Origin of the sequence: Enterococcus sp. AZ126 (assembly GCF_051714545.1) — a bacterium.
Classification (GTDB): Bacteria; Bacillota; Bacilli; order Lactobacillales; family Enterococcaceae; genus Enterococcus_L.
The window spans coordinates 1,707,570-1,734,040 of the sequence record NZ_JBIOSB010000001.1 but is presented as its reverse complement, the minus strand read 5'-3'; the positions used below and the strand labels follow the sequence as shown (position 1 = coordinate 1,734,040).

General features: G+C 31.3%; 25 protein-coding genes. 22 read left to right on the top strand and 3 right to left on the bottom strand.

The features are described from left to right. The first annotated feature begins 19 nt into the window (after nucleotides 1-19). Nucleotides 20-3,472 carry a pectate lyase-like adhesive domain-containing protein gene (locus tag IGI43_RS08305; protein WP_438757342.1) on the top strand — a complete coding sequence of 1,151 codons (3,453 nt, stop codon included), beginning with the start codon at nucleotides 20-22 and terminating at the stop codon, nucleotides 3,470-3,472. A 135-nt stretch (nucleotides 3,473-3,607) separates the two neighbouring features. Here the strand turns inward: IGI43_RS08305 and IGI43_RS08300 are convergent, their stop codons facing one another. Next, nucleotides 3,608-4,357, bottom strand: a complete 750-nt coding sequence (locus tag IGI43_RS08300) for a tyrosine-protein phosphatase (protein WP_438757341.1) — start codon at nucleotides 4,355-4,357, stop codon at nucleotides 3,608-3,610. Nucleotides 4,358-4,427: 70 nt separating this feature from the next. Between IGI43_RS08300 and IGI43_RS08295 the strand changes: the two genes are divergently transcribed. The 9 genes from IGI43_RS08295 (at nucleotide 4,428) to IGI43_RS08255 (ending at nucleotide 10,861) form a co-directional block, all read left to right on the top strand. Further along, nucleotides 4,428-4,814 (top strand): hypothetical protein, encoded by a 387-nt coding sequence (locus tag IGI43_RS08295; RefSeq protein ID WP_438757340.1) that lies wholly within the window; start codon nucleotides 4,428-4,430, stop codon nucleotides 4,812-4,814. A gap of 462 nt (nucleotides 4,815-5,276) precedes the next feature. Continuing rightward, a complete protein-coding gene (locus tag IGI43_RS08290) occupies nucleotides 5,277-5,471 on the top strand; it encodes a transcriptional regulator (RefSeq protein WP_438757330.1) in 195 nt (64 codons plus the stop codon). 344 nt (nucleotides 5,472-5,815) lie between these two features. After that, nucleotides 5,816-6,100: a TIGR04197 family type VII secretion effector gene (locus tag IGI43_RS08285; protein WP_438757339.1), complete on the top strand. Its 285-nt coding sequence runs from the start codon at nucleotides 5,816-5,818 to the stop codon at nucleotides 6,098-6,100. Beyond that, entirely contained in the window at nucleotides 6,097-6,450 is a 354-nt protein-coding gene (locus IGI43_RS08280; RefSeq protein WP_438757338.1) for a DUF3958 family protein, read from the top strand. Before IGI43_RS08285 ends, IGI43_RS08280 begins: the two co-directional genes overlap by 4 nt. Further along, nucleotides 6,440-7,834 carry a DUF6883 domain-containing protein gene (locus IGI43_RS08275; protein ID WP_438757337.1) on the top strand — a complete coding sequence of 465 codons (1,395 nt, stop codon included), beginning with the start codon at nucleotides 6,440-6,442 and terminating at the stop codon, nucleotides 7,832-7,834. Before IGI43_RS08280 ends, IGI43_RS08275 begins: the two co-directional genes overlap by 11 nt. Nucleotides 7,835-7,843: 9 nt before the next feature. Beyond that, nucleotides 7,844-8,032: a DUF4926 domain-containing protein gene (locus IGI43_RS08270; RefSeq protein ID WP_438757336.1), complete on the top strand. Its 189-nt coding sequence runs from the start codon at nucleotides 7,844-7,846 to the stop codon at nucleotides 8,030-8,032. Between the two features lie 429 nt (nucleotides 8,033-8,461). After that, complete coding sequence (locus IGI43_RS08265; protein WP_438757335.1) at nucleotides 8,462-8,869, top strand: DUF805 domain-containing protein; 408 nt, start codon at nucleotides 8,462-8,464, stop codon at nucleotides 8,867-8,869. A 138-nt stretch (nucleotides 8,870-9,007) separates the two neighbouring features. Continuing rightward, nucleotides 9,008-9,139 (top strand): methanol dehydrogenase, encoded by a 132-nt coding sequence (locus IGI43_RS08260; RefSeq protein ID WP_438757334.1) that lies wholly within the window; start codon nucleotides 9,008-9,010, stop codon nucleotides 9,137-9,139. Nucleotides 9,140-9,166: 27 nt separating this feature from the next. Further along, nucleotides 9,167-10,861, top strand: coding sequence for an oleate hydratase (locus IGI43_RS08255; protein ID WP_438757333.1), 1,695 nt, complete (start codon nucleotides 9,167-9,169; stop codon nucleotides 10,859-10,861). 158 nt (nucleotides 10,862-11,019) lie between these two features. On the opposite strand, the gene IGI43_RS08250 is transcribed toward IGI43_RS08255, so the two are convergent. Next, entirely contained in the window at nucleotides 11,020-12,324 is a 1,305-nt protein-coding gene (locus tag IGI43_RS08250; RefSeq protein WP_438756467.1) for an ISL3 family transposase, read from the bottom strand. Nucleotides 12,325-12,914: 590 nt separating this feature from the next. On the opposite strand from IGI43_RS08250, the gene IGI43_RS08245 reads away from it, so the two are divergent. From IGI43_RS08245 to IGI43_RS08235, 3 genes are all read left to right on the top strand, one after another. Next, on the top strand, nucleotides 12,915-15,779 hold the full coding sequence (locus tag IGI43_RS08245; protein WP_438757332.1) for a Cna B-type domain-containing protein: 2,865 nt from the start codon (nucleotides 12,915-12,917) through the stop codon (nucleotides 15,777-15,779). Between the two features lie 258 nt (nucleotides 15,780-16,037). Beyond that, nucleotides 16,038-16,616 (top strand): histidine phosphatase family protein, encoded by a 579-nt coding sequence (locus IGI43_RS08240; protein WP_438757331.1) that lies wholly within the window; start codon nucleotides 16,038-16,040, stop codon nucleotides 16,614-16,616. 210 nt (nucleotides 16,617-16,826) lie between these two features. Beyond that, nucleotides 16,827-17,021, top strand: coding sequence for a transcriptional regulator (locus tag IGI43_RS08235; protein WP_438757330.1), 195 nt, complete (start codon nucleotides 16,827-16,829; stop codon nucleotides 17,019-17,021). 390 nt (nucleotides 17,022-17,411) lie between these two features. On the opposite strand, the gene IGI43_RS08230 is transcribed toward IGI43_RS08235, so the two are convergent. After that, nucleotides 17,412-17,879, bottom strand: coding sequence for a TetR/AcrR family transcriptional regulator (locus tag IGI43_RS08230; protein WP_438757329.1), 468 nt, complete (start codon nucleotides 17,877-17,879; stop codon nucleotides 17,412-17,414). 119 nt (nucleotides 17,880-17,998) lie between these two features. Between IGI43_RS08230 and IGI43_RS08225 the strand changes: the two genes are divergently transcribed. From IGI43_RS08225 to IGI43_RS08185, 9 genes are all read left to right on the top strand, one after another. Continuing rightward, a complete protein-coding gene (locus IGI43_RS08225; RefSeq protein WP_438757328.1) occupies nucleotides 17,999-19,117 on the top strand; it encodes an alpha/beta hydrolase family protein in 1,119 nt (372 codons plus the stop codon). Between the two features lie 626 nt (nucleotides 19,118-19,743). Further along, entirely contained in the window at nucleotides 19,744-21,279 is a 1,536-nt protein-coding gene (locus IGI43_RS08220; RefSeq protein ID WP_438757327.1) for a SpaA isopeptide-forming pilin-related protein, read from the top strand. A gap of 13 nt (nucleotides 21,280-21,292) precedes the next feature. Further along, nucleotides 21,293-22,030 carry a TraX family protein gene (locus IGI43_RS08215; RefSeq protein WP_438757326.1) on the top strand — a complete coding sequence of 246 codons (738 nt, stop codon included), beginning with the start codon at nucleotides 21,293-21,295 and terminating at the stop codon, nucleotides 22,028-22,030. Between the two features lie 229 nt (nucleotides 22,031-22,259). After that, nucleotides 22,260-22,403 carry a type I toxin-antitoxin system toxin PepG1 gene (pepG1, locus tag IGI43_RS08210; protein WP_438758832.1) on the top strand — a complete coding sequence of 48 codons (144 nt, stop codon included), beginning with the start codon at nucleotides 22,260-22,262 and terminating at the stop codon, nucleotides 22,401-22,403. 218 nt (nucleotides 22,404-22,621) lie between these two features. Then, nucleotides 22,622-23,275 (top strand): IS110 family transposase, encoded by a 654-nt coding sequence (locus IGI43_RS08205; RefSeq protein WP_438757325.1) that lies wholly within the window; start codon nucleotides 22,622-22,624, stop codon nucleotides 23,273-23,275. Continuing rightward, a complete protein-coding gene (locus IGI43_RS08200) occupies nucleotides 23,269-23,832 on the top strand; it encodes a transposase (protein WP_438757324.1) in 564 nt (187 codons plus the stop codon). The genes IGI43_RS08205 and IGI43_RS08200 overlap by 7 nt, the downstream gene beginning before the upstream one ends. A gap of 190 nt (nucleotides 23,833-24,022) precedes the next feature. Then, the gene (locus IGI43_RS08195) at nucleotides 24,023-24,415 is read left to right on the top strand and encodes a helix-turn-helix domain-containing protein (RefSeq protein ID WP_438757323.1); all 393 of its coding nucleotides are present in this window, start codon (nucleotides 24,023-24,025) and stop codon (nucleotides 24,413-24,415) included. A gap of 30 nt (nucleotides 24,416-24,445) precedes the next feature. Continuing rightward, entirely contained in the window at nucleotides 24,446-24,937 is a 492-nt protein-coding gene (locus IGI43_RS08190; RefSeq protein WP_438757321.1) for an AraC family transcriptional regulator, read from the top strand. 175 nt (nucleotides 24,938-25,112) lie between these two features. Further along, on the top strand, nucleotides 25,113-26,417 hold the full coding sequence (locus IGI43_RS08185; protein WP_438757320.1) for an ISL3 family transposase: 1,305 nt from the start codon (nucleotides 25,113-25,115) through the stop codon (nucleotides 26,415-26,417). The last annotated feature ends 54 nt before the right edge of the window (nucleotides 26,418-26,471 follow it).

The window sequence follows — 26,471 nt, the reverse complement described above, 5'->3', positions numbered from 1 at the left end:
ATTAGGAGGGAAGAATTAAATGAAAAAAATAAAAAAAATAGTAATAGCTACAGTGTTTATTTGCATGAGCTTATCTATTTTGTTTACTTATGTAACAACTAGTAAAATAAAAGCAGATCAGGAATCAGCTGAAACTGTATCTGGTTCGATTAGTCCGAGCGCTGGATCACTAGAAAATGATAAAATTACTGGCGCAATGACGAAAACGACTTATCAAAGTAAATTTTCTCCATTAAATGCAACACAAAATGATGCATGGAATAAAAAATACAATTTTAGGCCAGAAACTAATGTTAAAAGTGTCGGGACATGGGCAGATTTTAGGGCAGCGTTTCAAGACAATACCGTTTCTAAAATTATATTGACCGCCAATATCACATATAATACGGCTATTGGACTAAATAGAACAGAATCATTAGAATTAGATGGAAATAACTATACATTGACTATGACCAATGGTTCTTTGAATTTTGATACTTTAAGAAGTTTGGACGTATTTACTAAAAACTTTTCAGATGTTCCCGTTTTTCATATGCATGATATTAGTATTATCAACAACTCTTCTGTAGGTGCTTTAGAAGGTAATTTATCAACTGCTTGGTCTTTTATTAATGGGAATGGAGAATGGGGACCGGGCGCTGGTTATGGTGTACAAAGAGGATTATGGCGCTATCGAGTAGGAAATGTAACCACTCCTTATGATTCAAGTAGACCTACATCAAATCAACGAGTAGGTGGACGATTAATTGGTGGAAATCGTGCTCAAATTAGTATGTGGGGATATAATCAAATTGTCACTGGAGCTGAAAATTTTTATGCAGGTGGGATAGATATTGATCCGCATACGTATTATAGAGGTGAAATAGCAGCCTACAACTATTCAACGATCTGGTTTATCGATAATACGTTAAAAGCAAGTGATCCAAATTCTACTGGTAGCAGAAAATTTGAAGTTGGACAAGGTTCATTCGTTTATTTACACAATACGAATACTGGAACAGGATATCCTGCGATTTATGAATTTTTTGATGAGATAAATGTTGGAGAAAGTGCGACATTTAATGCAAATGTTGCTGGTTCAGCTGTAAGTTTTAACGTAGATAATGCGAAATTTATAGCACAAAACAATTCTACTGTGAATTTACTTTCAAGAAGTACTAATTCTCCAACTATTGCTTTAGGTTCGTCAAATAGTACAAACGGAGGAACAAATTCTACTCCTAACAATATTTCAGTTGAATTTAATAAAGACAGTAATGTCAATATTGTCGGAAATAATTCTAGAAATACTAGTGGTTATTCAGGTGTTATTGGCTATTACGCCCCTAATCGTAGTAGTTCAAATGCAACTGTTACTATTAATAATCCTGACAGTTTTGACATAACAAATTTAGCATCTGCTGGAGCGTTAGGGTTTAATACGAGTGGTACGTTTAATTTTAATGTTAATTCATCTGATATTTCGTTATGGAAGACAGCAACAGCTACAACAGCTGCGCCAGATTTGACGTATCCAAATGTAGAGACATTTAGTATTAATAGTAACTCAAATGCTGCTAAAGCAACTAGTTCCAATAGTGGGTTACAAAATACATTCGTACGAAATCAATATCGACGTATCAATGGTTTAAATTCTGTTCCTGAAATTCAATGGGATTATGTGACCACAGCAGATTATAGTCAAAAAGCAAAAGTCTTATTAGGTCAAGTAGCTGCCGGTGGGTCTAATCCATTTGATCCTAATGGGGATGCGATAATGAATAATGTATACGCAGATGCAAATCGAATAGCACAAATTGCATTTACGGATACATTAGGAAATACGTATACAGGGTACAGTGGCTCAGATAATTATGTAACGTGGACAAAAGAAAATCATAAGATACCAGGATTCCAAATTGGCAATGATGATGTAACTGGGATTGCTTCTAAAATCGACAATGGCAATGGCCAAATGATTCCTTACAGAACTGCAGATGAATCAAGCACTAAAGTACTTCTAGTGTCACCGCCAGATCCAATCCAGTTAACGAAAGGGAAAATAACAGATGTTGACTCTGAATTAACTGCTTCTGGGATTCAAGAAAATGCTAATGTTTACATTCAAGTCAATGATGGGGCTATTCAAGAAGCAGGAAAAGCTGATGCTTCTGGGAATTGGCATTTTGATTTAGCAAATAAATATAAAATTGGGGACAAAGTTCGTATATATTTGGAGAATACATCAGAATTACCAGCTGATTTCAATACAGTAGGGCTAGAAAATACTCGCATAGGTAATAGTAATCGAAATCCAATCAATAAAACAACATACAGAGATGCTGAGTTTGCCCCTGCAACTGTTTATGTTGTAGAAAAAGGTGTGATTACTCAAGCGACTGTAGCGAAAAGTTTTTCATCAGATACGGATAAAATAGGAGTAGGAAGTACACTTACCTTTACGATAAACGTTTCGAATGATGAAATAGCAGGTAGTGGAATTAATTGGAAGGATGTTAATCTGACAGATATTGTGGATGAAGGATTAGATTATGATCCAGCAACAGCAGATGTCAAGGTCAATGGCACTTCAGTTAGCAATGCGACCTATGAAAAAGTTTCTCGTAAATTAACAGTACCTCTAGGAACGATTCTACCAAAAACGGCTTCTGGTGAAAATATTGCTACGATTACATTCAAAGCGAAAGTTAATAGAACGAATCTTTTAACTACGATTAGTAATACAGCAAAGGCCACTGGAAAAGATGATGTAGGGAGTACCTTTGAGAAGGAGTCAAATACTGTTACCACAGATGTTATTTTAGACACGTCATTGACGATCAATTTTGTTGATCTAGATGACAATCAACTGCATGCTCCTATTGTTATAGAAGCTCCAGTAGGAACAGCAATAGACCTAAATAAAAATAGTGACGTTCAAAAGGTAATCAATGATTTAACTACCTCGAACCATCAATTAATTAAATCACCTGATATGACAACGATCACTATTTCGGGAAAAGGGGATACAGCAACCTATACATTTGATGGGGTGCTAAAAATAACCTCGACGCCACAAACAATCGATTTTGGTTCCTTAAAGGTATCGAGTGATGTGCAAACCGTTGATAATCCAACTATAGATAATGACTTAACAGTATTAGATACAAGGTCTTCTAAAACGACTGGCTGGGTTTTATCTGCAAAGGTGACAAAATCAATGACGAATGATACCACGAACATGATTATGCCAAACGCCTTGAAATATAATAACAACAATGGTGAAAATTCAATAATGTTGAGCGAATCAGATTCTATTATTGAAAATGGAACAAAAAAAGGCAGTGTGAATATTTCTTCAGAATGGGGAGAAACAGATAAGTCAAATGGTGTGAAGCTAATTTATAATCCAGCATCAATGAGTACGGGAAATACTCTTGGGGATTATGTAGGAACGATCCAATGGACTTTATCAGAAGTGCCGAAACTATAATATGAAATGACGTATTGAATTAGTTGGAAAAAATTTAAAAAGGTATACTAATTCAACAAGGACCTAGAGAGAAATTTCTCTAGGTCCTTGTTTAGTTTAGTAAAGGAGAACAAATTCTAATGTAAGACCATTCTTTTACTCATCAACTAAAAATTTTTTCCTAAATAGAGTTAATTTTGATTGATCGAAGTCCAATGCTTTTTCTAAATAAGAATCAAAATCCTGATATTCATTTTTGATTGTTAAAAAAGTATGCTCTAAATAACTACTATTGACTTGCAAAAGAGGGGTAATTTCCTGAATGTTTTCATCAGAGAATCCATATGCTTTTTTTAATTGATCTAAAAGTCCTTGATTGAATTGTTTGAGCTCCTGATTGCTGTCTATATAATTAGATAAAATATCTTTTTCAGATACGCCTAATATTTTTAAAATAAGGGCTGCACCATACCCTGTTCTATCTTTACCAAAAGTACAGTGAAAGACAAGCGGAGTTCCTTCATCACTTAAAATTAATTCTAAAAATTTGCTGTATCCTTTATTGGCAGTTTCAGACGTAACAAAACTTGCATAGATTGTATCCATAAGCTTGTTTATTTGATTGGCATTATTCATTATGGTAGTTATATCTGGACTTAAATCGTTGGAATTATCAAGAACATCAATAGATACGTATGTTGCATTAGGAATAGGATCGTCAGGATTTTGCTCTCTTTCAGATTTGTTTCTGAAATCAACAATTGTTTTAATGTCTAGCTGGATTAAATCATCCATTTCTTCTTTTGATAATCCACTCAATTGGGAACTCCTAAAAATTTTTCCTGTTTTTATAATCTGATTATTATAACCAGTAAGTCCACCTAAATCTCTAAAGTTTGCAATCAAAATTCCCACTCCATTTCATTAAATTTACATTATATATTATAATTGTATGACATAGATAGAGGTGTGTAAAATGAAAAGAGAGATAAAAGGTATTTTAGTATTTTTACCTATAATTATTGTGTTGTCTTTTTTAGTCATAATTGCTGACAAAACTGGGAAATTAGGTGTTTTTGGGACACTTATTACCTTGCTAATAAATACCGATAATTATGAGTTGAATTACAATGAAGAAGTAAGTCGAAAGTTGAAATTAAAAATAAATTATATTAAAAATATGTTATTATGCTTTTTCTGTAGTTGTTATATAACCTATATTGTTAATGAGCTTATTCGTGATGAGCCAATAAAATCATTTACTGTTTGGATACTTCCTGGTACTTTTTTTATTATTATTTGGTTATATACACGAGTGGTTATTCCTAAAATCATTCACCATTTTAATCATAAAGAAGGGTAGAATCTGGAGGAAATCGTTCTTTAGGATGAAAAAGTAAAAATATTTTCACCGAAACACATTAGAATACAAATTGTATTTATATAATTTGGGATGTTCAAGTATTGTATATAGAAGTTATTTTGCTATGTAAGCTGCCACCTAAATTCATATAGGGTGCAACTTTTAAAAGGCAGATCAGAGGTTGACATTGTCGATAGTTCGTTTTTTTTATTCATATCCTCCGCTAGATCTCACACTGTAGCTAGATAAAAAATTATAGTTTCAAAAAGGATAGATAGGAGGCTCAAAATGAGTTACTTGTTACTCTTGTTATTACGACTATCAATATTATTAGGTATTTTTTTCTTTGGTATCTATACTTTATATTTTGTTTGGAAAATTGAAATAAAAAAAGAGATGTTACCACCACATTTGAGAACGTGGAAAAATATTCTCAAAAAGGATAGATAGGAGGAAGTTAGAATGGCTCGAGCAGTATATGATAGTTGGGAAATTCCAATCGATAACTACAATAGAACCACGCCATTTTACGTGGAGTGTAATTGTGGTAAACTGGCAAGAAAAGTATACCAACATTCCTATTTTGATTGTCCAGAGTGTGAACGTAGATATGTGCCACATGCAGGGACATATGTAGAAGTGAATAAGAACAAATGAGAGCAACAGAGTTATTAACGATTCTTTCAATCGATTTCAAACACGGATAATCAATGGATTGAGTAGTAAAAGCAGTAATCAGCTTAAAATGGAGAAAAGCATCATGAATAAAATCATGATGCTTTTTCGTTAGACAAAAGTTCAATAGGGTATACCTATATTGCATAAAATAAAGTATTGAATTATATTTTTTAGTTTGCAAAAGCTATCGGAAACATAAGCAAGCTCAAAAAATTAGACTATAGAAATTCGACAAGTATTTACCTATTTTTATTGTTTATTAAATTTTAATTGTTATTGTGGTACAATTTAATTACATATAGTAATTAAAGGAGTATGGACAGATGGCGATTCAAAGTGATTTAGGGACAGCAAGTCAAAAAGCAACATCTTTAAAGAATGCGACAGACCAATTAATTCAATCTGTTTCTGTCACACAAGATTCTCAAACGACAGTCGCAGGTAATGCCAAGGCGCAAGAAGCGATTACTATGTGCCAACAAAGTGCAACTAAAATAGCACAGGCGATTCATACTGCTTCGGGGAATATCCAAAGTGTCGCTAAGGATTTTGAGGCAATGGACAATGAATTATCTAAGTCTTTTAATTTGGGCGGTGGGAATAAATGACCCGTTTAGAAGACATACAACAAAAAGAACGAACGTTGTTAGATAAGGAAGATACACTTATTTCTGAGGGAAAGCAATTACAACGAATCCAAGAACAGTACAGTGACCAATTTAGGGATGCAACCTGTTTCTTCGAACGGTTGACGTATCAATTTCAACAGAGCAACGAACGCTCATTTTTCGAATCCTTATTGGATGAATTTTCTCAAAAATCAAGACAAATAATGGAACGTTTGGAATTAGATGGTGATGAACTGCACATGCAAAAACGAACCATTGAAAGACAACGAGACGATCTTGCTTATGAGAAACAACGATTCCAAAAGGAGGAATCAGAGAATGAGTATTGATATGTATCTATCAGCTTCTCAAGAGCAGGCATCAAGTGTTAGTAAGCTATGTAAAAATCAAGTGGAGGGGTATAATCAAGCAACGAAAGCTATCACGGACTTTGTATCGAGTTCTCCTTCATTAAAAGGAAAAGCCTATGATTCAGGGAAAAATTATTTTAGTGCGGTATTAGCACCGCTTGTAAAAGGCGGTATTCTTTTATCTGAGGCAGTAGAAAAAGCAGTAAAGAAGTTTCCAGAAGATTATGTAGCAAAGGTTGATTCTGCTAGTTTAAAAGAATCAGAACTTGAAGAGCAATTACGTGAAGTGAGTCAACTATTAGGTCGAGCAGAGGCTACACGAAATGAAATTAATTCTAGCAAAACACCTGATTTATCAAAATCATTTCAACTTGCATCAAATGCGATGGTCATTGGTATGTATGAATCAGCAAAAAAGAAAATTGAAGAAAAACTACGTAAATTGAGAGAGTTCCATGCGCAATCGCCACAACTATTTTCTGAGATATCCTCAATAAATAGTTCCATAGCTACAGGGCTATCGCAGGCGGGTAAAGCGTGGAATTCGTCTACAGGAACCTTTGATCATACAAAGATTACGGATATGACATGGGCGACAGCGTTGAATAGTCAGTGGACAGCTCGAGAAGAAACGATTGAAAAACGTGATAAAGAATTGTTAAAAGATGCAACGATTATCCATGTCGTTGATAAAGATTACGGTGTCGATTATTATATGTTAGAGAAAAATGGTCACTCGTTTCGAATTAATGAAAAAGAATTATCAAATGATTTAGGATTGTTAGTTAAAAAGTACGGATTGGATGTTCTCGAATTATCGCCTACAGAATTATCTAAACGTGTAAATGATGCTCAAAAATCAGGACACAATTACTTTGATAAAAACGATCGTATCTATGGATTAGGTGCATTATCTCATGGACAAGACCTTGTAGAAAAATTAAAAGAATCAGGTGTTTTGGATGCTGTCTGGTCGGTAGGATTGACTGTTGCAGCCATTAGAAATGCTCAAACATTTAATCATGCAAATCAACTTAAAAATCCTATTGCCACACAACAAAGTGTTGAAACTAAATTAAATGGATATCTATTAAACAAAGAACATCCAGTAGGTAGTTCAAAAGCTAACTGGTTTGAAAAAGCTTTAGGATTCAACAAAAGTAATAGTAGTCAGTTAAGTAAGCAAATAGTATTTAGTCGTGATCAAGCAAAACAGACATCAGTTACTGAATACGGAACTAAATATAGTCAAATTATTCCAGTCAAAGGAGCAAATGGAAAAACAATAAATATAGAATTTGTATGGATTCAAAATAATGATGGTATTATTAGGTTAGTAACCTCAATACCAACAAAAAGATAGGAGTAAATAATGTTTAAAGAATATGATATTGTTTATAGTACTGAGGATATTACAAAAAAAATTCCAACAAATACAAGAGGTGTTATTGTTATGATTTTGAATGAAACCAATGGCATTTATGAAGTGGAATTTGTTGATGATAATAATACTACGTTGGGTGTGATTGAAGTTACCGCTAATCAAATTAGAAATAATTAAAAACTGAATAAGGAATATTTATGCTATTAGATGTCAATGAAGAGCATATAGAAGAGTACAAAAATCAATATGAAGAAATTAGGCAAAGAATAAATCCTATCTTATTTGAATTTCAAACTTTAAGAAGAGAAGAATTAGTCATTCATTAACTGACTATTGAATTTGGAAAAGACTATTTTTAATAGATAGTCTTTTATCTATACCAAAAACATTCGTTTTTGATATAGCGAATCTAACCTAAAAATCATTTTATAATTTTATTTTGTCTATTTAAGAAATATCTATAATCCTGTCCACTAAATTAGATATTATCCAATTAGCTAAATATAAATACTGCTATAATTGTCGTGAAGAACGACAAACTTTAATGAAAAAAAACCGTTACTTGCAATATAATTAATTTATAAATAGTTTAAGGAGACGATGGCAATGAATGCATTAGTAGATTTTTGGAAAGACATGTTTAAATGGAATTACACAGCTACAAGGAAGCAATACTGGATACCAACTATAGTTTATAGTATATTGTTCAATATTCTATTTTATAGTACAGGTATTGCTATAGTAGGAACTTCTTATTTAGATTTTACAAATGTTAATCCATTTACAATGATTATTGGTTTAATTATGTTTATAGCACAAATAACACTTACAGCTCGTCGCTTACACGATACAAACCGATCTGCTGCATGGATTTTGATAGGTTTAATCCCTATAATAGGATGGATTATATTAGTGGTTATGCTTTGTCAACCTTCTAATATTGTAGATACTAGAAACTATTCTGAGCAACTTAATCAATCTAGTCAAAATACTATTCACTTTGAAAAAATGTAAGTAAGTTCAAAATAATTTATTAGTTTTTCTATAATTTTAATACAATAAGCTATAGTTACTAATAGTTATTAAATAAAAATATACATTCGATTTAAATTTTTATAGCTACATGAAAAAATTGAAGAAAGAGGTAATCTTATGAAAAACAAATTATTCGTATTTGGTGTAGGTCTTGGAGTATTAACACTTGGCAGTCTGTATTTAGGTAAAAAAACTGGTTTGCTCGACAATGATAGTTATTTGTATGATGAATATGATACTAGTAAATAAAAATCAAGATAGGAAGGAGAAAATATCATGAAAAAAAATAAAGCTGTAATGATCGGTGCTGGAATCGCAAATATGGCTGCGGCCGTTTATCTCATTCAAGAAGGAGGTTGGAGTGGCTCTCAAATCAAATTTTATTCATTAGATGATCATGGATCAAATGATGGAGCACCGACTGATACCGTAATTGATGAATATTGGAATGAAAATCATCCGATGGAAAATACCAAAGGGTATATTGCACGTGGTGGTCGAATGTTGAACTACCGTACGTATGTTGATTTGATGGACTTATTGAGTAGAATCCCTTCAGCAACTGAACCGAATATGACGGCTGAAGAAGATACCAGAGATTTTGATTCGAAACATCGAACATACGACAAAGCACGTTTACTTGAAGGGGGAAAAGGAATCATCGATGGTGGCAAATTAGGTTTTAATAATACTGACCGAGCACTATTGACTAAACTAATTTCCATGCCTGACACTGAAGAAGAAAAATTAGATAATATAACAATTGCAGAATATTTTAAAGATGATCCGCACTTTTTTGAAACAAACTTCTGGTTTATGTGGGAAACTACGTTTGCTTTTAGAACAAGAAGTTCTGCACAAGAATTTCGCCGGTATATGCACCAAATGATTTATGAATTCACTCAAATTGAACATTTAGTAGGGGTAAATCGTACGAGATATAATCAATTTGAAAGTATCATGTTGCCATTGATTAACTACTTGAAAGATCAAGGGTGCGAAATTATTTTGAATCGTTTAGTGACCGATTTTGATTTTAAAGAAACTCAAATGCAAGATGAAATAACTGTAACGGGAATTAAAATGATTGATACAGTAACAAATGAACATCATTACTTGTCAATTGATGAAGATACAGCTGTTATTTTCACAAATGGTTCGATTACTGATTCAGCAACCTTAGGTGATTATGATACGCCAGCAGCAGAAAATATGGATTATGGCGCGGCTTCCTCACTTTGGAAAAATATCAGTGAAAAATTTTATAATTTAGGTAATCCGGATAAATTTTTTACCGACCGAGATGCAAGTGAATGGGTAAGTTTTACATTGACTTCTAAAGATCATTTATTACTAAATGAAATCATCAGAATCACGACTCAAACTCCGGGGAATGCGCTAAATTCATTTGTTTCAACTATACCAATAACACCATTAGGACAAAAAGATGTCAATATGTCTATCGTGGTTCATCATCAACCACACTTTACAACACAAAAACCAAATGAAACAGTTATTTGGGGATATTTCTTGTATCCTAGACGTCAAGGTGAATTTGTTGAGAAGGAATACATTAAAATGACCGGTAAAGAAATGGTACAAGAATTGATTGGTCAATTATCTAAAGTGGATCCTGGTCCAATCAATATTGCTGAAAAAGAAGATAAAATATTAGATAGTGTTATTAATAATATACCGGTATACATGCCATATGCTTCAGCTTTATTTAATAATAGAGCAAAGATAGACAGACCGAAAGTTATTCCAGAACATTCAACAAACCTAGCATTTACTGGAGAGTTTGTAGAACAACCCTATCAAATGATTTTTACCGAACAAAGTGCCGTTCGTTCTGGTGAAATTGCAGCTTTCCACTTTTCAGGTGTGCCAATGTCTAAATTAGTAAAAACGCCAAGATATGATAAGGATATTCCTACGTTGCTGAAGGCCACAAAGAAAATGTTTGAATAAAAAATTTTTTAAAATATTAAATGGAACAATCTAGTAAGTTTGTAATTCATTAGTTATTTAATCTTCTAATAGATATTAAAGGCTCTTTGTCAACTAATGTTGGTGAAGAAAATCCAAAGAATTAAATCAATTATTGTAAGGCCTAGAGGAAAATACCTCTAGGTTTTTCTATTCGGCTGAAAAAGAACGTTACCAAAGCATAAAGCAATTCTCAATTTAAAGTTATAAAAGTTACGAAACCCATACGCATTTCTCTTTAACACTTTGATATGGTTGTTCAAGCATTCCAATGGGCCATTGGAATAGGATAATTCTAGAGCATGCTTAATTTCATTTTGAACTTTCTTAAAGGTAGAAAAAACTGTTTGGTAATAGACGGGAAGTCCAGAACAATCTTGTTCTAATAGCGAGTGGAATCTTGTGTAGTCTCGTGTTTGTACCGCATAAAGAACGTTCTGATAACAGGTGTAACCAGATTTTAACTCCTCATCATATGCAAGGAGTCGATCAACGAGTTCTGTTTCTGTTAAATAGGTGCGGAAAGAAGGACGCCATTGGCGTTTTTCAAAATCGAGCTTCGATTGGTTCTTTTGAAGAAGTTTCCAGCACTTCTTCAAGTGTCGATATTTTTTTGCCTCTACAGTTCCTTTCTGGAGAAACAGATTCATTCGTTGAATGCGGTGTTTTAAAAAGGTTCGTCCAATGTGTTGGACAATGTGAAAGCGATCGAGAATAATCTGAGCCATAGGAAACAATTTTTTGACGAGAGAAAAATAAGGAGCGTACATATCACAAACGATATATTTTACACGTTCACGAACAGACAAAGAGAATCGTGAAAAATAACGTTGTAAAAAGGACAATTGACGGTTTTCAATGACATCAATTAACTGCTTTGTTTGACCATCCATCATGATAAAACTCATAGAAGCAGCGACCTGTTTAACCGATTTAAATTCATCAAAACAAAGGACTTCAGGCAAGGTCAGGCGATTGATTTTTTTCGGTTCATAAAATTGTTTCAAGACGCGATAGACAGAAGAAACAGAGACCTTCTTTTGACGCGCAATCTCACTCATAGACGTGACCTTTCTTAATCGATCGGCAATGGATAGCTTCACTTTCTTAGAAATCGAACACCCTTTTTGGATCAGACTTGTTTCAGCGACGAACGTTCTTTCACAGGAATAACAGAAGAAACGGCGTTTCTTCAAGCGTAAATACGTTTGATACTCAGACACATCGTTCATTAAAATAAGACAAGTCGTATAGCCCCAACGAATAATCTTTCCTTTTTCTTTCTCTCCACAATGAAGACAGGAGTGGGCTAAATAGTCTAATGTACCAGAAAATACCTGACAAATTCGTCCCTTAATGCGTTCTTTTTCTAAAGAATTTTCAGTAAAAGTAATATTTAAGTCTAGAATATCTAAGGTATTTTTGATAAGATTGGTGTAAGACATCTTGATTTCCTCCTTTTAATTGGTTTTAGTCGACTTAATTCTAAAGGATATCGAGATGTCTTTTCTATTATTTTGCATTAAAAAAAGATGCCGGTGATTTCTCACCAACATCAGAAAGTATAGAGCCATATTAAATTGAGTATCCCACGTATAGAAAATACGTGGGATATCTTTATGAATTGAAGTTAGTGAAAAACATGTATGTAATAAAAATAGTCGATTCTCAATATTTTGTTATGATTGTTGTAACAATAAATATAAATATCAATGAAATCGCTATCTTTTCACAATAAATAATTATAAATGAAAAATTGAGTGTATACTAGTTTTTTTTACTTATAGCCAGAGATAATCAGTATATATTAAGAATAGAAAATAAATCATTATGTAACTAATGTTTTTAATGATATTATATAATTTGAAGTATATAATTCATTTTTATAAGAACTTACCTACTGTTAATTAATTTATTAAATAACGCCTTTTTTGACTTTAAATGAAAAATGTCTGAGTTTACGACAATATTTAAATATTTTTTATCTATATTTTAAAGTATTCTTTTAATAAATAATGAGGAAGAAGGAAAAAAAATGAAAAAATTTATATACTCAGTATTCATAATAGCAGGATTTATTAGTGTTTCTCAAGTTGTGCAAGCGGAATCGACCATATTACCTCCTAGTCCAATAATCAATGTTCGACGGGATGTAAATCTTAAGGATAATTCAGATGTCAATTTAAAACATTTGGACATGTTAAAATCCAGGTTATATACAATAGTAGATGATGATAATAATTTGTATTTTTGTTTAGATGAGAGTAAATACTATCCAACTGGAAATGAGTATAAAGTTGATTTGGATGAAAAGATGTCAGGCCCCGTGTTATGGTTAATGGATACATTCTATGAAAATCAAGAAAAAAAAGCTTCTATTGAAAATGTTCCTTCATATAGTGATGCTAACGAGTTGACACGATATGCGGCTGTTCAAATTGTTATTTGGAAATTTACTGGTGGACAATTTGATGATAAATTGATTACTTCTAACCCGTTAGTGAAAGAACTATACGAGGAGGCAAAAACGAAACCAGTTAATGATGTTTCTTATCAAGAGGTTATAGACAAAATGAAAAATATAGAAATAAATGCGAAAGAAATAAAACCGAATGGAGAGGATGGAGAAAATTATAATTATAAACTTTGTTTTGAAGACAATTTAGACTCTGAAACAGAAAAACTTTTTCAAATCAGGGATGAAGAAACAAATATTACAGTAGAATTATATAAACATTCTAAAACAATAAATATCACAAAAGAAGTAACGATTGAAAAAAATTATCAGGATCGTACAATTTATATTAATATACCGAAATCATTTATCGATGATGACAAGGCAGATGATACAGCTATTTATTTTAATATGGATACAATACTTGAAACTAGACAGCCATTTCATTTGATATTTGTTTCTAATGGCGTACAACCTATAGGAGGATATCAACAAATTAAACAAGTTTTAACTACACGAAGTAGTATTATTTTAAATTCATCAGAAACTTCATTCTCAGTATTGAAACACTGGGATGATTCAAATAATCAAGATGGAAAACGTCCCGTAGAATTACTCGTACAACTATATCAAAGCGATAAACCATATAAATATACTACTAATGATGTTACAACTACGGGTAATGAAATCAAAGTTGGTGAAAGAAAAATATTGAATGAAGAAAATGGATGGGAATATATTTGGGCCAATTTACCGATTGAAGATGAGCAAGAAAATAAATTATATTACACTTCGAGAGAAGAATTAGATTCCGATTATGAGTTAACAATTAAGGATACAGACGAAGGAAAAGCTATTCTCTTAAAAAACTCATATAATCCAGAAACAATTAATTTAGAAGGAACAAAAAAGTGGAGTGATGAGAATAATCAAGATGGCAAGCGACCATTATTTATTTTAGTCAATTTATTCGCAGATGGAGAGAGGGTCCAAACAAAGGTAGTGACTGAACAACAAGGATGGATCTATCAGTTTGAAAATTTACCAAAATATAAAAATGGAAAGGAAATCATTTATACAGTTAATGAAACTAAAGTTCCAGAATACACTTCAACTATCGACGGAACAACAATAACGAATACACATATACCAGAAATCACTGAAGTTAATGGAAATAAAATATGGGAAGATGGAAATAATCAGGATGGCAAACGACCTGATAAAATTACAGTTAATTTATTATCAGATGGTGTAAAAATTGATTCTAAAGAAGTTAGTGAAAAAGACAATTGGTCCTATAGTTTTACAAACTTAGCTAAATATAAAGCAGGCCATGAAATTATATACACTGTAACAGAAGATAATGTACCAGACTACTCAACCATTATTAAAGGGACAACGATTACCAATCAATACACACCAGGAAAAACAAGCGTAACAGTGACAAAATCTTGGGATGATAATAATAATCAAGATGGAATTCGTCCTGATAATATTCACGTTCAACTATATGCAAACGGGAAAGAATTAGGAAATCTAGTAGAACTAAATGAAAGCAATGACTGGACTACAACATGGAAGGATCTAGCAGAAAAAGAATCAGGTAAAATTATAATTTATACTGTGAAAGAAGTAGACACTAATACTCATTATACAGTTACAATCAATGATGAAAATCAAGGGAATATCATTATAACGAATAAACACATAACTGAAGAAACTGAAATCAGCGGGAATAAAATTTGGAAAGATGGAAATAACCAAGATGGCAAACGACCTGATAAAATTACAGTTAATTTATTATCAGATGGTGTAAAAATTGACTCTAAAGAAGTTAGTGAAAAAGATAATTGGTCCTATAGTTTTACAAACTTACCAAAGTATCAAGCAGGCTATGAAATTATATACACTGTAACAGAAGATAATGTACCCGAATACTCAACCACTATTGAAGGAACAAAGATCACTAATCAATATACGCCAGGAAAAACAAGCGTAACAGTGACAAAATCTTGGGATGATAATAACAATCAGGATGGAATTCGTCCTGACAGTATTCACGTTCAACTATATGTAAACGGGAAACAATCAGGAGATCCAGTAGAACTAAATGAAGTTAACGAATGGACTACAACATGGACGGATCTAGTAGAAAAAGAAAATAATCAGAACATCGTATATACAGTTAAAGAAGTGGATGTACCTTCTGAGTATGACGTATCCATTAATAATGAGAATCAGGGGAATATTCTTATTAGAAATACACAAAAGGTAATGATTCCTGATGAACCAACAAAACCCAATGAGATGAATAAGCTAAATGACCCTCCAACTTCAGGTAGATTATTAAATACAGGTGAAAAAGTTTCTATTGGCTTCATTATATTAGGATGTCTGGTTTTAATTATGGTACTAGTTATAATTATTATGAAAAAAAGAAATTAATAAGGATCTTTTTCTAAATTAATCAAATTTATGAAATTAACTTTCACAAAAAAACTTTTTATGACATATATGGTGTTTTTAATTAAACCAAAAATCTTAAGAAAGCAGGCGAATAAATGGAGTTTAAAGATTTTCAAAAGAAAAATATACTAGGATTAACTTTTTATGGTGACATGACAGAAAAAGGACTAGTAACCTTAAGAGATTAGTAATAGAAGTAAAAATACAAATATAAAATAAAGGATAGGTATAAGGAGTATGAAAACACTATATTTAATGAGACATGGACAAACACTATTTAACTTATTGGGCAAAATTCAAGGATCAAGTGATTCACCTTTGACTGAGCAAGGAATAAACCAAGCTCAGATTGCTAGGGATTACGTTTTAGATCATGATATAATTTTTGATCATGTGTATTCGTCGACACAAGAAAGAGCGGTTGATACTGCAGAAATAGTATGTGATTACAAAAATATTATACGATTAAAAGGAGTCAAAGAATGGAACTTCGGTTTATTTGAGAGTGAAAGTGAAGAATTAAATCTTAAAATAAAAGCAGGTGAGACCTCATATGGAGACTTTTTTGTAGATTACGGCGGAGAATCTAGTGAACAAGTACAAAACAGAATGAATGCTACTCTTGTTGAGGTTATGGAAAATGAAGGTCATCATAATGTTCTATGTGTTAGTCATGGAGGCTCTATGTATCGATTTATTCAGAAATGGCTATCTCAAGAGCAAATTAAAACAATCAAATTTTCTAACTGCTGTATTTTGAAGTTTGAGTATTCAGAGGGCATATTTAAATTTAAGGAATCAATTAGCCAAGACTAGTAGGATTTCCCCAAAACGATAGGTAGGAGGTTCAAAATGATTTACTTGTTATTCTTGTTATTACGACTATCAATATTAGTAGGTATTTTTTTCTTAAGTATATATGCTTTATATTTTATTTGGAAAATTGAAATAAAAAGAGAGATGTTACCACCACATTTGAGAACGTGGAAAAATATTCTCAAAAAGGATAGATAGGAGGAAGTTAGAATGGCTCGAGCAGTATATGATAGTTGGGAAATTCCAATCGATAACTACAATAGAACCACGCCATTTTACGTGGAGTGTAATTGTGGTAAACTGGCAAGAAAAGTATACCAACATTCCTATTTTGATTGTCCAGAGTGTGAACGTAGATATGTGCCACATGCAGGGACATATGTAGAAGTGAATAAGAACAAATAAGAGCAACAGAGTTATTAACGATTCTTTCAATCGATTTCAAACACGGATAATCAATGGATTGAGTAGTAAAAGCAGTAATCAGCTTAAAATGGAGAAAAGCATCATGAATAAAATCATGATGCTTTTTCGTTAGACAAAAGTTCAATAGGGTATAGGTAATTGATCATTTTATGAATACTTCTGTTGTAAGGTTCTTTAGTGTTTAATAGAGTTGTTCAAAATAAAAAAAGGAGATTAAAAATTTCTTGATTTCGAAGGGGATTGCAATTCTATGAGTAATTAAACTTTTCAAATGAACTCAAAATAATTGGTCAAATTAGAGTTTTTAGTAAAATAATTCTTTTTGAACTTTGTTAATAAATTTACTATTTTGCTTTATATTTCCCGATTTTATCGTACTTTCAATAAACGTAAGTGCAATAGAACAAAATAGTTCTTTTGAAAATTCAATTGATATACTCCATTTTTTTCTAAATAAATCTCTGTAGCAAATTTTGTGAAATGAGTTTCAAGAATTTTATGGATGTCTTTTTTCAGATTTACTCCTTCTTCTTGTATTTCAATTAAAATCATAAAAGAATCAGTATCAATAGAATTAAAAAGTTCTGTAAATATATCTTCTACATCTTCAAATAGAAACCTTTCTTTAAGAGTATCATTTATAATCTCACAAATTTTTTGGTTTTCTCTTTCTAAAAACTCATATTTATCATGAAAATGATTGTAAAATGTAGACCGCCCAATCATTGCTTGATTACAAATATCATCTATAGTAATTTTTTTTAAGTCTTTTTTTAAAAGTAAGTCGAAAAATGTTTTTTTTATAGAGAGTAAGGTTCTCTTATCACGTAAGTCCATTTTATACCTCTTAACTATACAAAATTAGTCAAAGTGTCCAATATTGGACATTTTGTGTTTATTGCACCTATTATATCACACTATAAGTGCTATAGTATTTAAAACAAGGAGGGATTAATATGTTTAAAAAATATTTAGAAAACGAGCAATTGGACTTCCAAATTAATCGTTTTATGGAACCCTATTTGCATAATAATCAAGTGCAAGCTCAAATACAACAATCTTGTGAGAGAATTTTTGATCTTGAAGATTGGTATACAGAATGGTCTAGTTTAGGTAAAAAAAATCACCAAAACGAGCAGTTTGAGTTAGCGACTGCTTACTATAATTTAGCAGAATTCTTTTTACCAGAAACAGATCCTAGAAAAGAGGTAACATATAATTTAATTAAGAAAAATTTTTATAAGAGTATAGATGGATATTGCAATTTAGATTTTTTAAAAATTCCTTATGAAGGGGTGAAATTGCCCGTATCAATAATAAAAAAGAAAAATGCAAAAAAATGGTTGGTATTTCACGGGGGGTTTGATTCTTATATAGAAGAATTAATCAGATTATCCATATCTCATCTTAGTAGTCTAACAAACTATAATATTGTGATGTTTGAAGGTCCTGGTCAAGGTCTTCCATTAAAAGAAGGATTAACCATGACTTATCAATGGGAAAAACCGATTGGTGCTGTTTTAGACTATTTAAAGCTTGAAGAGGTTACATTAATGGGAATGTCTCTGGGTGGGTATCTTGCATTACGAGCAGCGGCTTTTGATAATAGAGTTAAAACAGTAATTGCTTTTGATACATTTTACTGCATGATTGATTCTTTCTTGATGAAAGCACCCTCCGAATTGAAAAGAATTCCTGATTTGTCTCAATCTAGTGTTAAATCTAAGTTTGATGAACTGGTAGGTCAATATGCTAAGGAAAATATTGATCTACAATTTAAATTGACTAAAGCTAAAGAAATACTTGGTAGAAGTAGTATCTCAGAGGTATTAATCAATTTAAAAGATTTTACTTTAGAAGGTATTGAAAAAAATATTACTCAGGATGTTTTATTATTAGCTGGTAATGATGATATGTACGTTCCCACCTATAGAACAGGTTTTTTACAAAGTAAACTAACTAAGGCGTCCAAGATAGAAACTGTTCTATTTACAAAGAAAGATGGAGGAGAAAAACATTGTCAAGTTGGAGCAAAACAACTAGCTTTTGATAAAATTATAGAATTTCTTCAATAGTAAAATTTCACTTGTATATAGGTTTTAGAAAAAGACTATCTTTTTCTAATTTTGTGTAGTGACTTCAAAAAGTTTGATTTTTTATGGAGAAAATTCTTCACTATAGTTTTTGTTTAATTATTGTTTCTAATTGAACTAGAAAGGATTTTGTGACTTGAGTTGTATTTTAAGAGATTCTAATCTTAGTAATACGTACAAGTTTCAATTATGTTCTTTAACTGTTGATAACTTTCAAAAAACTTATCAAAATAAATTTCTTTTTCTGATATATTATAATAAATATTTGTCTATCTAATTATCTGAGAATAACCTTTTATTAGTATGAATTTTTTGGTTTAAATTAAGAAAGATACTACTTAACGGAAATTCTGGTGCCATAGAATTTCCGTTAAGTAGTAACTATTTAAAAAAGCTAACCAAATTTATTTTTTGTAAGTTAAGACAAATTAGCAATTGTTTCATTTAATTTTAAAGAGCTTTTTACTTTCGCAGCTACCTTTTCACTACATAAAATACTATTTGACTAAAATTCAATACATATGACAAGCTGATTAAGAAGGGAGTGGATTATGGAGTATATCTTAATAGATTAACTAAAAAAATTTATTAGAAAGTGGAGAATAAAAATGACGAAAAAGATTATTTGTAATTGTTTGTTTAGTGTTTTAATTTTGGTAGGGATTTTTATGAATTCAACAGATGCAGTATATTCAGTAGCCAATAAAGATGATACAGGTTATGGGGGCACTTTTTATAATGATGTTTCTGGCTCTGAGACCACTTATCTAGGTGCTGCTAATTATTTTCATATATTTGCTAACAAAATAAACTTAAAAAATCATACTAACGGAAATATAGCTACACGTAAATTAAGTGGGGATGCTAATTTTGGAACGCAAGGTATTGAAGGAACAGAGATCAATTATGTTCAGAAAGTGAAACAAATAAATGCTGCTTCAGGAATAAAGAATCATACGAAGATGATATTTGGAAAAGATACATCTATTGACTTAACAAATTTTGATCGACCACTGGTAGAAAATGTGAGTCTAGATAGATTAAGTGGAGATGATATATACCAAGATAAATATAATCTTCCAGAATATATTTGTTTTGATTCAGAATTTTCAAATTTATCTGATTTTAGCTATAAAATTATAAATAATACAACAAAACATATTAATGTAAGCAATAGCGATTTTTCCGATGTTAACAAAAGAGAGATAGATGTAAGCAACATAAACTCATCAAATGTTTATATTCATTTAGATCCAGATGTTTTAATATACAACACACCTCTAACACTTAAAGGTATTGAAAAAAATGATGGTAAAAGCTCTTTCAAAAATATATATTTAATAATTGATGTAGGATCTTATAATAACTATATTATTAATTCTGAAATAAAATTTGAATATACTGATGGAAGTTATAGAGGAAACAAAGAAACAACAAATTTTACAGATAGCACTGTTTTATGGACTTTTTCTAAAGATATGAATGTTTATAATGGAGATATCTTTATAAACTCAACTTGGTTAGGCAGTATTTTAGCACCCAAAGCAAAGTTAGAGGGAAGTAAAAATATAGATGGAAATATTATAGTTAATGAATTTTTAGGAGCAGGAGAAACACATAAGTGGGATTGGCAACCTCCGTTATTAAAAAAAGGTAGTGTTAAATTAATAAAAGTAGATTCTGACAATGAAGATAAATATTTAGAAGGAGCTGAATTTAGTTTATATAAATCAAACGGCGTGTTAGTCAAAGAGCATTTAAAAACAAATAAAGAAGGAATAGTTATTTGTGAAAATTTAGAGACAGGGGATTATTACTTTAAAGAAACAAAGGCTCCAGATGGATATAAACTAATAGAGCAACATTTTCCTTTTAGTAAAACAGAAGAATCATCTTTAAAAACTATAGAGATTTTAGTAAGTAATAAAAAGGAGACGACAGAACCAAGTACGACAGAACCAAGTACGACAGAACCGAGTACGACAGAACCAAGTAAAAATAATATATTTATAAGTTCAACTGACAATGATAAATATTTACCAAAGACAGGTGAAAAAAAGTCTTTTTTATTAATAGTTTTAGGGAGCCTAATGATATTGGTAGGTATTTTAACAGTTTTCAAAAATAAAAAAAACTTAAAATAAGGAGTGTTAACTCATGGAAAAAAGATTAGATGGCTTTCATTTGAAAATAATTGCAATTATAGCAATGCTAATAAACCATATGGGTATTTTATTTGAATGGGGTCATACTATTCAAACATTACCTTTATATATCATTTCTGAATTTGTAGGAAAATTTACTTTCCCTATCATGGCATATCTATTGGTAGAAGGATATCATTATACGAAAAATGTTAAGAAATACGTAATAAGACTAGCAATATTTTGGATAATATCTATTTATCCATTTTATTTGCTGCGTAATCCTGATTATCCATTTTCTCTTATCGATATACCAAATAACGTTTTTTTTACTCTTCTTATGGGGCTTATAATGTTAATTTATTATGAAAAAATTAAAAGTTCATGGGGTCACTTTCTTATAATTGTATTGTTCATTTTTCTTACTATCCTATCTGATTGGAATGTTTTAGGTATTATGTTGATATGGGCTTTCTACAAATTTCATAATGATAGAGGAATTAAAATAATCATGTTCACGTTATTTTTAATTATTGAAGTAATAGCGGTTGTAGGGGTTTTCGTTGCCTCGAATTCTTTAAGTTACATAACTGAACTTATAGGGGCAACTGGTTTTTTAGCGGTAGGCTATCTATTATTAAATTACAATGGAAATAGAGGATATTCTCCAAGTTGGATTAAATGGGGTTTTTATGCTTTTTATCCACTTCATTTAATACTTCTAGAATTTATAAAATATTTATTCTTTTAAAAAAATCTATAGTAAAGTTTAAAAAATAAAATCAAGTTCTCTAAAAATAAATCTGATACAAACGGATTGTGTCAGATAAACTTAAATATACTTATACCAAAAACATTCGTTTGTGGGGCAAGATAAAAAAATAATTTATGAAGGCGTGTATTATGCTATAATTTAATAGTAGAGAAGTTGAGACGGTGGCTATCTTTGAGGAGGTGGTGCATATGATTGTATGTACTAAATCTACGAAAGGAGAAGCCTTTTGTCAGCATTGGAAACAATACAACTGATTATAAGCTTTGGTATGTTTACTATTGCTTTGATTAAGTTGGTTGTAGACTTGCTTAAAAAAGACAAAAAAAACATATTAAGATTAGTTATGTAAGCTAAGGCATTGGCTTACATAACTATTTTTTTTATAGTTAAAGTGAAGAATAACTCGAACGGTTATTAGAACGATAAGTTCGTAAAAAAAACAGGGTGTCTTTACTATCTCTAATTGAATCAGTTTTTAATATGTTGGATCTACAAGATCGTGTAAAGAAAGTGGAATCGGTAGAGCTAGGTAAAGTTCTTCAACTAATTAATGTAGGAGGATATTTTATGAAGTATGTTGCAGCGTTTGATATTAGTATGGGAAAAAGTTTTATGGTTTTATATGATGAAGAAAATTGTATTAATCAAGAGTGGATTCCGCACACAGTTGAATCGTTCATACATTTAAAACAGTTGTTTGCGAAATACACCAAGGTTGATTCAAACACGTTAGAAATAGTATTTGAAGCCACGGGTGTAGACTCCAAAGCACTAGAGAGATTTTTTATGGAAGAAGGATATCGCTATACAAAATTGAATCCTTTGGAAGCAAGTTTTCAATCTAAAACTTTACGTAGTAATAAAAATGATAAAGTAGATGCTCATAACCTTGCTTTGTCTCATATGAAAAGTAAAAGTAATTTTTATAAAAAATCTGATCAAAAATATGACGAATTAAAACAGCTTTCACGGTACTATTCTGAAATAGATGAGGAATTTTCGGTTATGAGGGGGCGACTTCATAGTTGTGTTCAAGCCACATTTCCCGAATTAGAGCAAGTATTCACAACTAAAAGTTCTTTGTTTTTAAACATAGCACAGATATATCCACATCCTAATCTTGTTCTTAAGGATTCTAAAACCATTATCAAAAATAAAATATTAAAAAATACTAAAAAAATCTATCTTCTTTTCGAGCACAAAAAAAGGCTGAAATGCTAATTACAGCAGCACAAAATAGTTTTCCAGCTGTCGATGAATTCCATCCAGTAATTTTACAAGTTAAACACTATGCCTATAGATATCAAGAACTTGTAGATCAAAAGAATGAAATTACGGAGTTAATGGATAACATAGCTCAATCATTACCTGAGTATAATGTTCTCCTTAGTTTCCCTGGAGTAGGCATAAACTCTGCAGTAAGAGTAATTGCTGAATTAGGGGATATTAGACGTTTTGATAATTCAAAACAAATAAATGCTTTTGTTGGGATAGATATAAGAAGATATCAGTCAGGTAAGTTTCAAATGCGTGACAAGATAAACAAACGAGGAAATAAGATTCTTAGAAAAATTTTATATCAAGTAATTATAAATATGATTCGGACAAAGACTATAGAAGATAATCATATCAAGGAACACTATTATAGATTAAAATCAGAGCCAATGAATAAATGTCATAAAGTTGCAGTCATAGCTACCATAAATAAATTCTTAAGGATATTATTTTATTTAATAAAAAAAGAGACTTTGTATAGTTATGAAAAAGCTATAGCTTAATAAATTTTTTGAGTATTGGGCTAGGTTTATTTACTGTACCCTTTTTACAAGATATATGATTTTACTAAAAAAACTTCTATAACGTGTTTAAACTTAGAAAAGATTGTTATAATAAATCTGTATAGGCTAGATATAAATAGTGAACTAATCTATCTAATTAATGAATACTTTTAATAAGGACAAGATAAATATGGATGATAAAACTGAAAATGTCAGCTCCAGGCAAATATATATTCGATTAATAAATAAAACTGAAGATTACATAGAAAATAACTTGAAAGAAGCAATATCATTAAAAGACTTAGCACGAAATGCTCATTTGTCTGAATTCCATTTCCATAGAATTTTCAAAAAATATTCTTCTGAAACAGTAAATGAATTTGTGACTAGGTTTAAAATGGAACGCGCTGCCATTTTTCTATGTGTTAATCCTAAGATTTCCATAATTACTATTTCTGTGGAATATGGATATAATGACTCTAGTTCATTTAGTAGGACATTCAAAAAACATTTTGGAATAAGTCCTGTTAATTACAGAAAACAGCAAGAATTGACAAGAAAAAGTAATTGGTTCATGAAATAATAGGTATATAAAAAATAAGGAGGAATTATTATGATTGAACCAATCAATATCACTACAGAGGAACTAAAAAACCAACGAATTATCTACATTCGATTTAGAGGAAGTTACGTTGAGTTTAGAAGAAAGAGTAAGAAGCTATTCAATGAATTATTCGATTTTGCTACTACAAATAATTTAATTGACCCTGACAAAACAAAAGTTTTGACAATTTATGATGATAATCCGTTCATTACAGATGAAAAAAATCTTAGAACCAGTGTGGGTATGACTATACCGAAAAATGCAAAAGTTGTTGAAAGTGGAAACATTTGTGAAACTAGCATTTCAGGAAAATTTGCTGTGGGTCATTTTGAAATGTCAAGTAACCAATATGGAGAAGCTTGGCAGTATATGTATCAAGAATGGCTCTTCAAAGATAAAGCTAAACCAAGAGATGCAGTACCATTTGAAATGTATATAACAGAACCACCTAAAAATCTAAAGGATAAGAGTTTTACCGATATTTACATTCCAATTGTTTAAAATAGGTCAAAAGGCAATAAAAAAAGGCTAATTTCAATAAAGAAAAAAGAGGCTCTATACTTTTTGATGTTGGTGAACAATCACCGGCATCTTTTTTAATGCAAAATAATAGAAAAGACACCCTGATATCCTTTAGAATTAAGTCGTCTAAAACCAATCAAAAGGGGAAATCAAGATGTCCTATACAAATCTTATCAAAGAAACCTTAGATATTCTAGACTTAAACATTACTTTTAATGAAAATTCTTTAAAAAAAGAACGCATTAAAGGACGGATCTGCCAGGAGTTTTCTGGTACGTTGGACTATTTAGCGCACTCCTGTCCTCATTGTGGTGCCCATGAAGACGGATCGATTATTCGTTGGAGCTTTACAACCTGTCTGATTTTACTGAATGATGTTTCTGAATACCAAACATACTTACGCTTGAAGAAACGTCGTTTCTTCTGCCATTCTTGTGATAGAACTTTTGTCGCTGAAACAAGTCTTATCGAAAAGTGTTGCTCGATCTCTAAGAAAGTTAAGCTTTCGATTGCCGAGCGTCTACGAAACACTTCGTCTATGACCGAAATTGCCCGTCAAAAGAAGGTCTCTGTTTCCTCTGTTTATCGCGTATTGAAACAGTTTTACGAACCCCTAAAAATCAATCGACTCATCTTGCCAGAAGTTCTTTGTTTTGATGAATTTAAATCAGTGAAACAAGTCGCTGCCTCTATGAGTTTCATTATGATGGATGGACAAACAACGCAATTACTCGATGTCGTTGAAAACCGCCAGTTGCCTTTTTTAGAACGCTATTTCTCACGATTTTCTTTATCTGTTCGTGAAGGTGTAAAATACATTGTTTGCGATATGTATGCGCCTTATTTTTCTTTAATTAAGAAACTATTTCCCAAGTCTCAGATTGTTCTTGATCGCTTTCATATTGTGCAACATATTGGGCGAACGTTCTTAAAACACCGCATTCAACGAATGAATACCTTTCTCCATCAAGGATCTGTAGAAGCAAAAAAATACCGTCACTTGAAGAAATACTGGAAACTACTTCAAAAGAATCAATCGAAGCTCCATTTTGAAAAACGCCAATGGCGTCCTTCCTTCCGTGCTTATTTAACAGAAACCGAACTCGTGGATCGATTACTTGCCTATGATGAAGAATTAAAAGCTGGCTATACCTGTTATCAGGATTTTCTCTATGCCATACAAACAAGAGATTACACACGGTTTCACGTGTTATTAGAACAAGATTATTCTAGGCTTCCAGCTTATTATCAAACAACAATTACTACCTTTAAAAAAGTTCAAACGGGCATTAAAAATGCGTTGGATTTGCCTTATTCCAACGGACCGTTAGAATGCTTGAATAACCATATCAAAGTATTAAAGAGAAATGCCTACGGCTTCCGTAACTTCTATAATTTTAAATTGAGAATTACTTTATGCTTTGGGTCTGTTCTTTTTCAACCAAATAGAAAAACCTAGAGGCATTTCCCTCTAGGCTTCATCATTGATTTAATTCTTTGGATTTTCTTCACC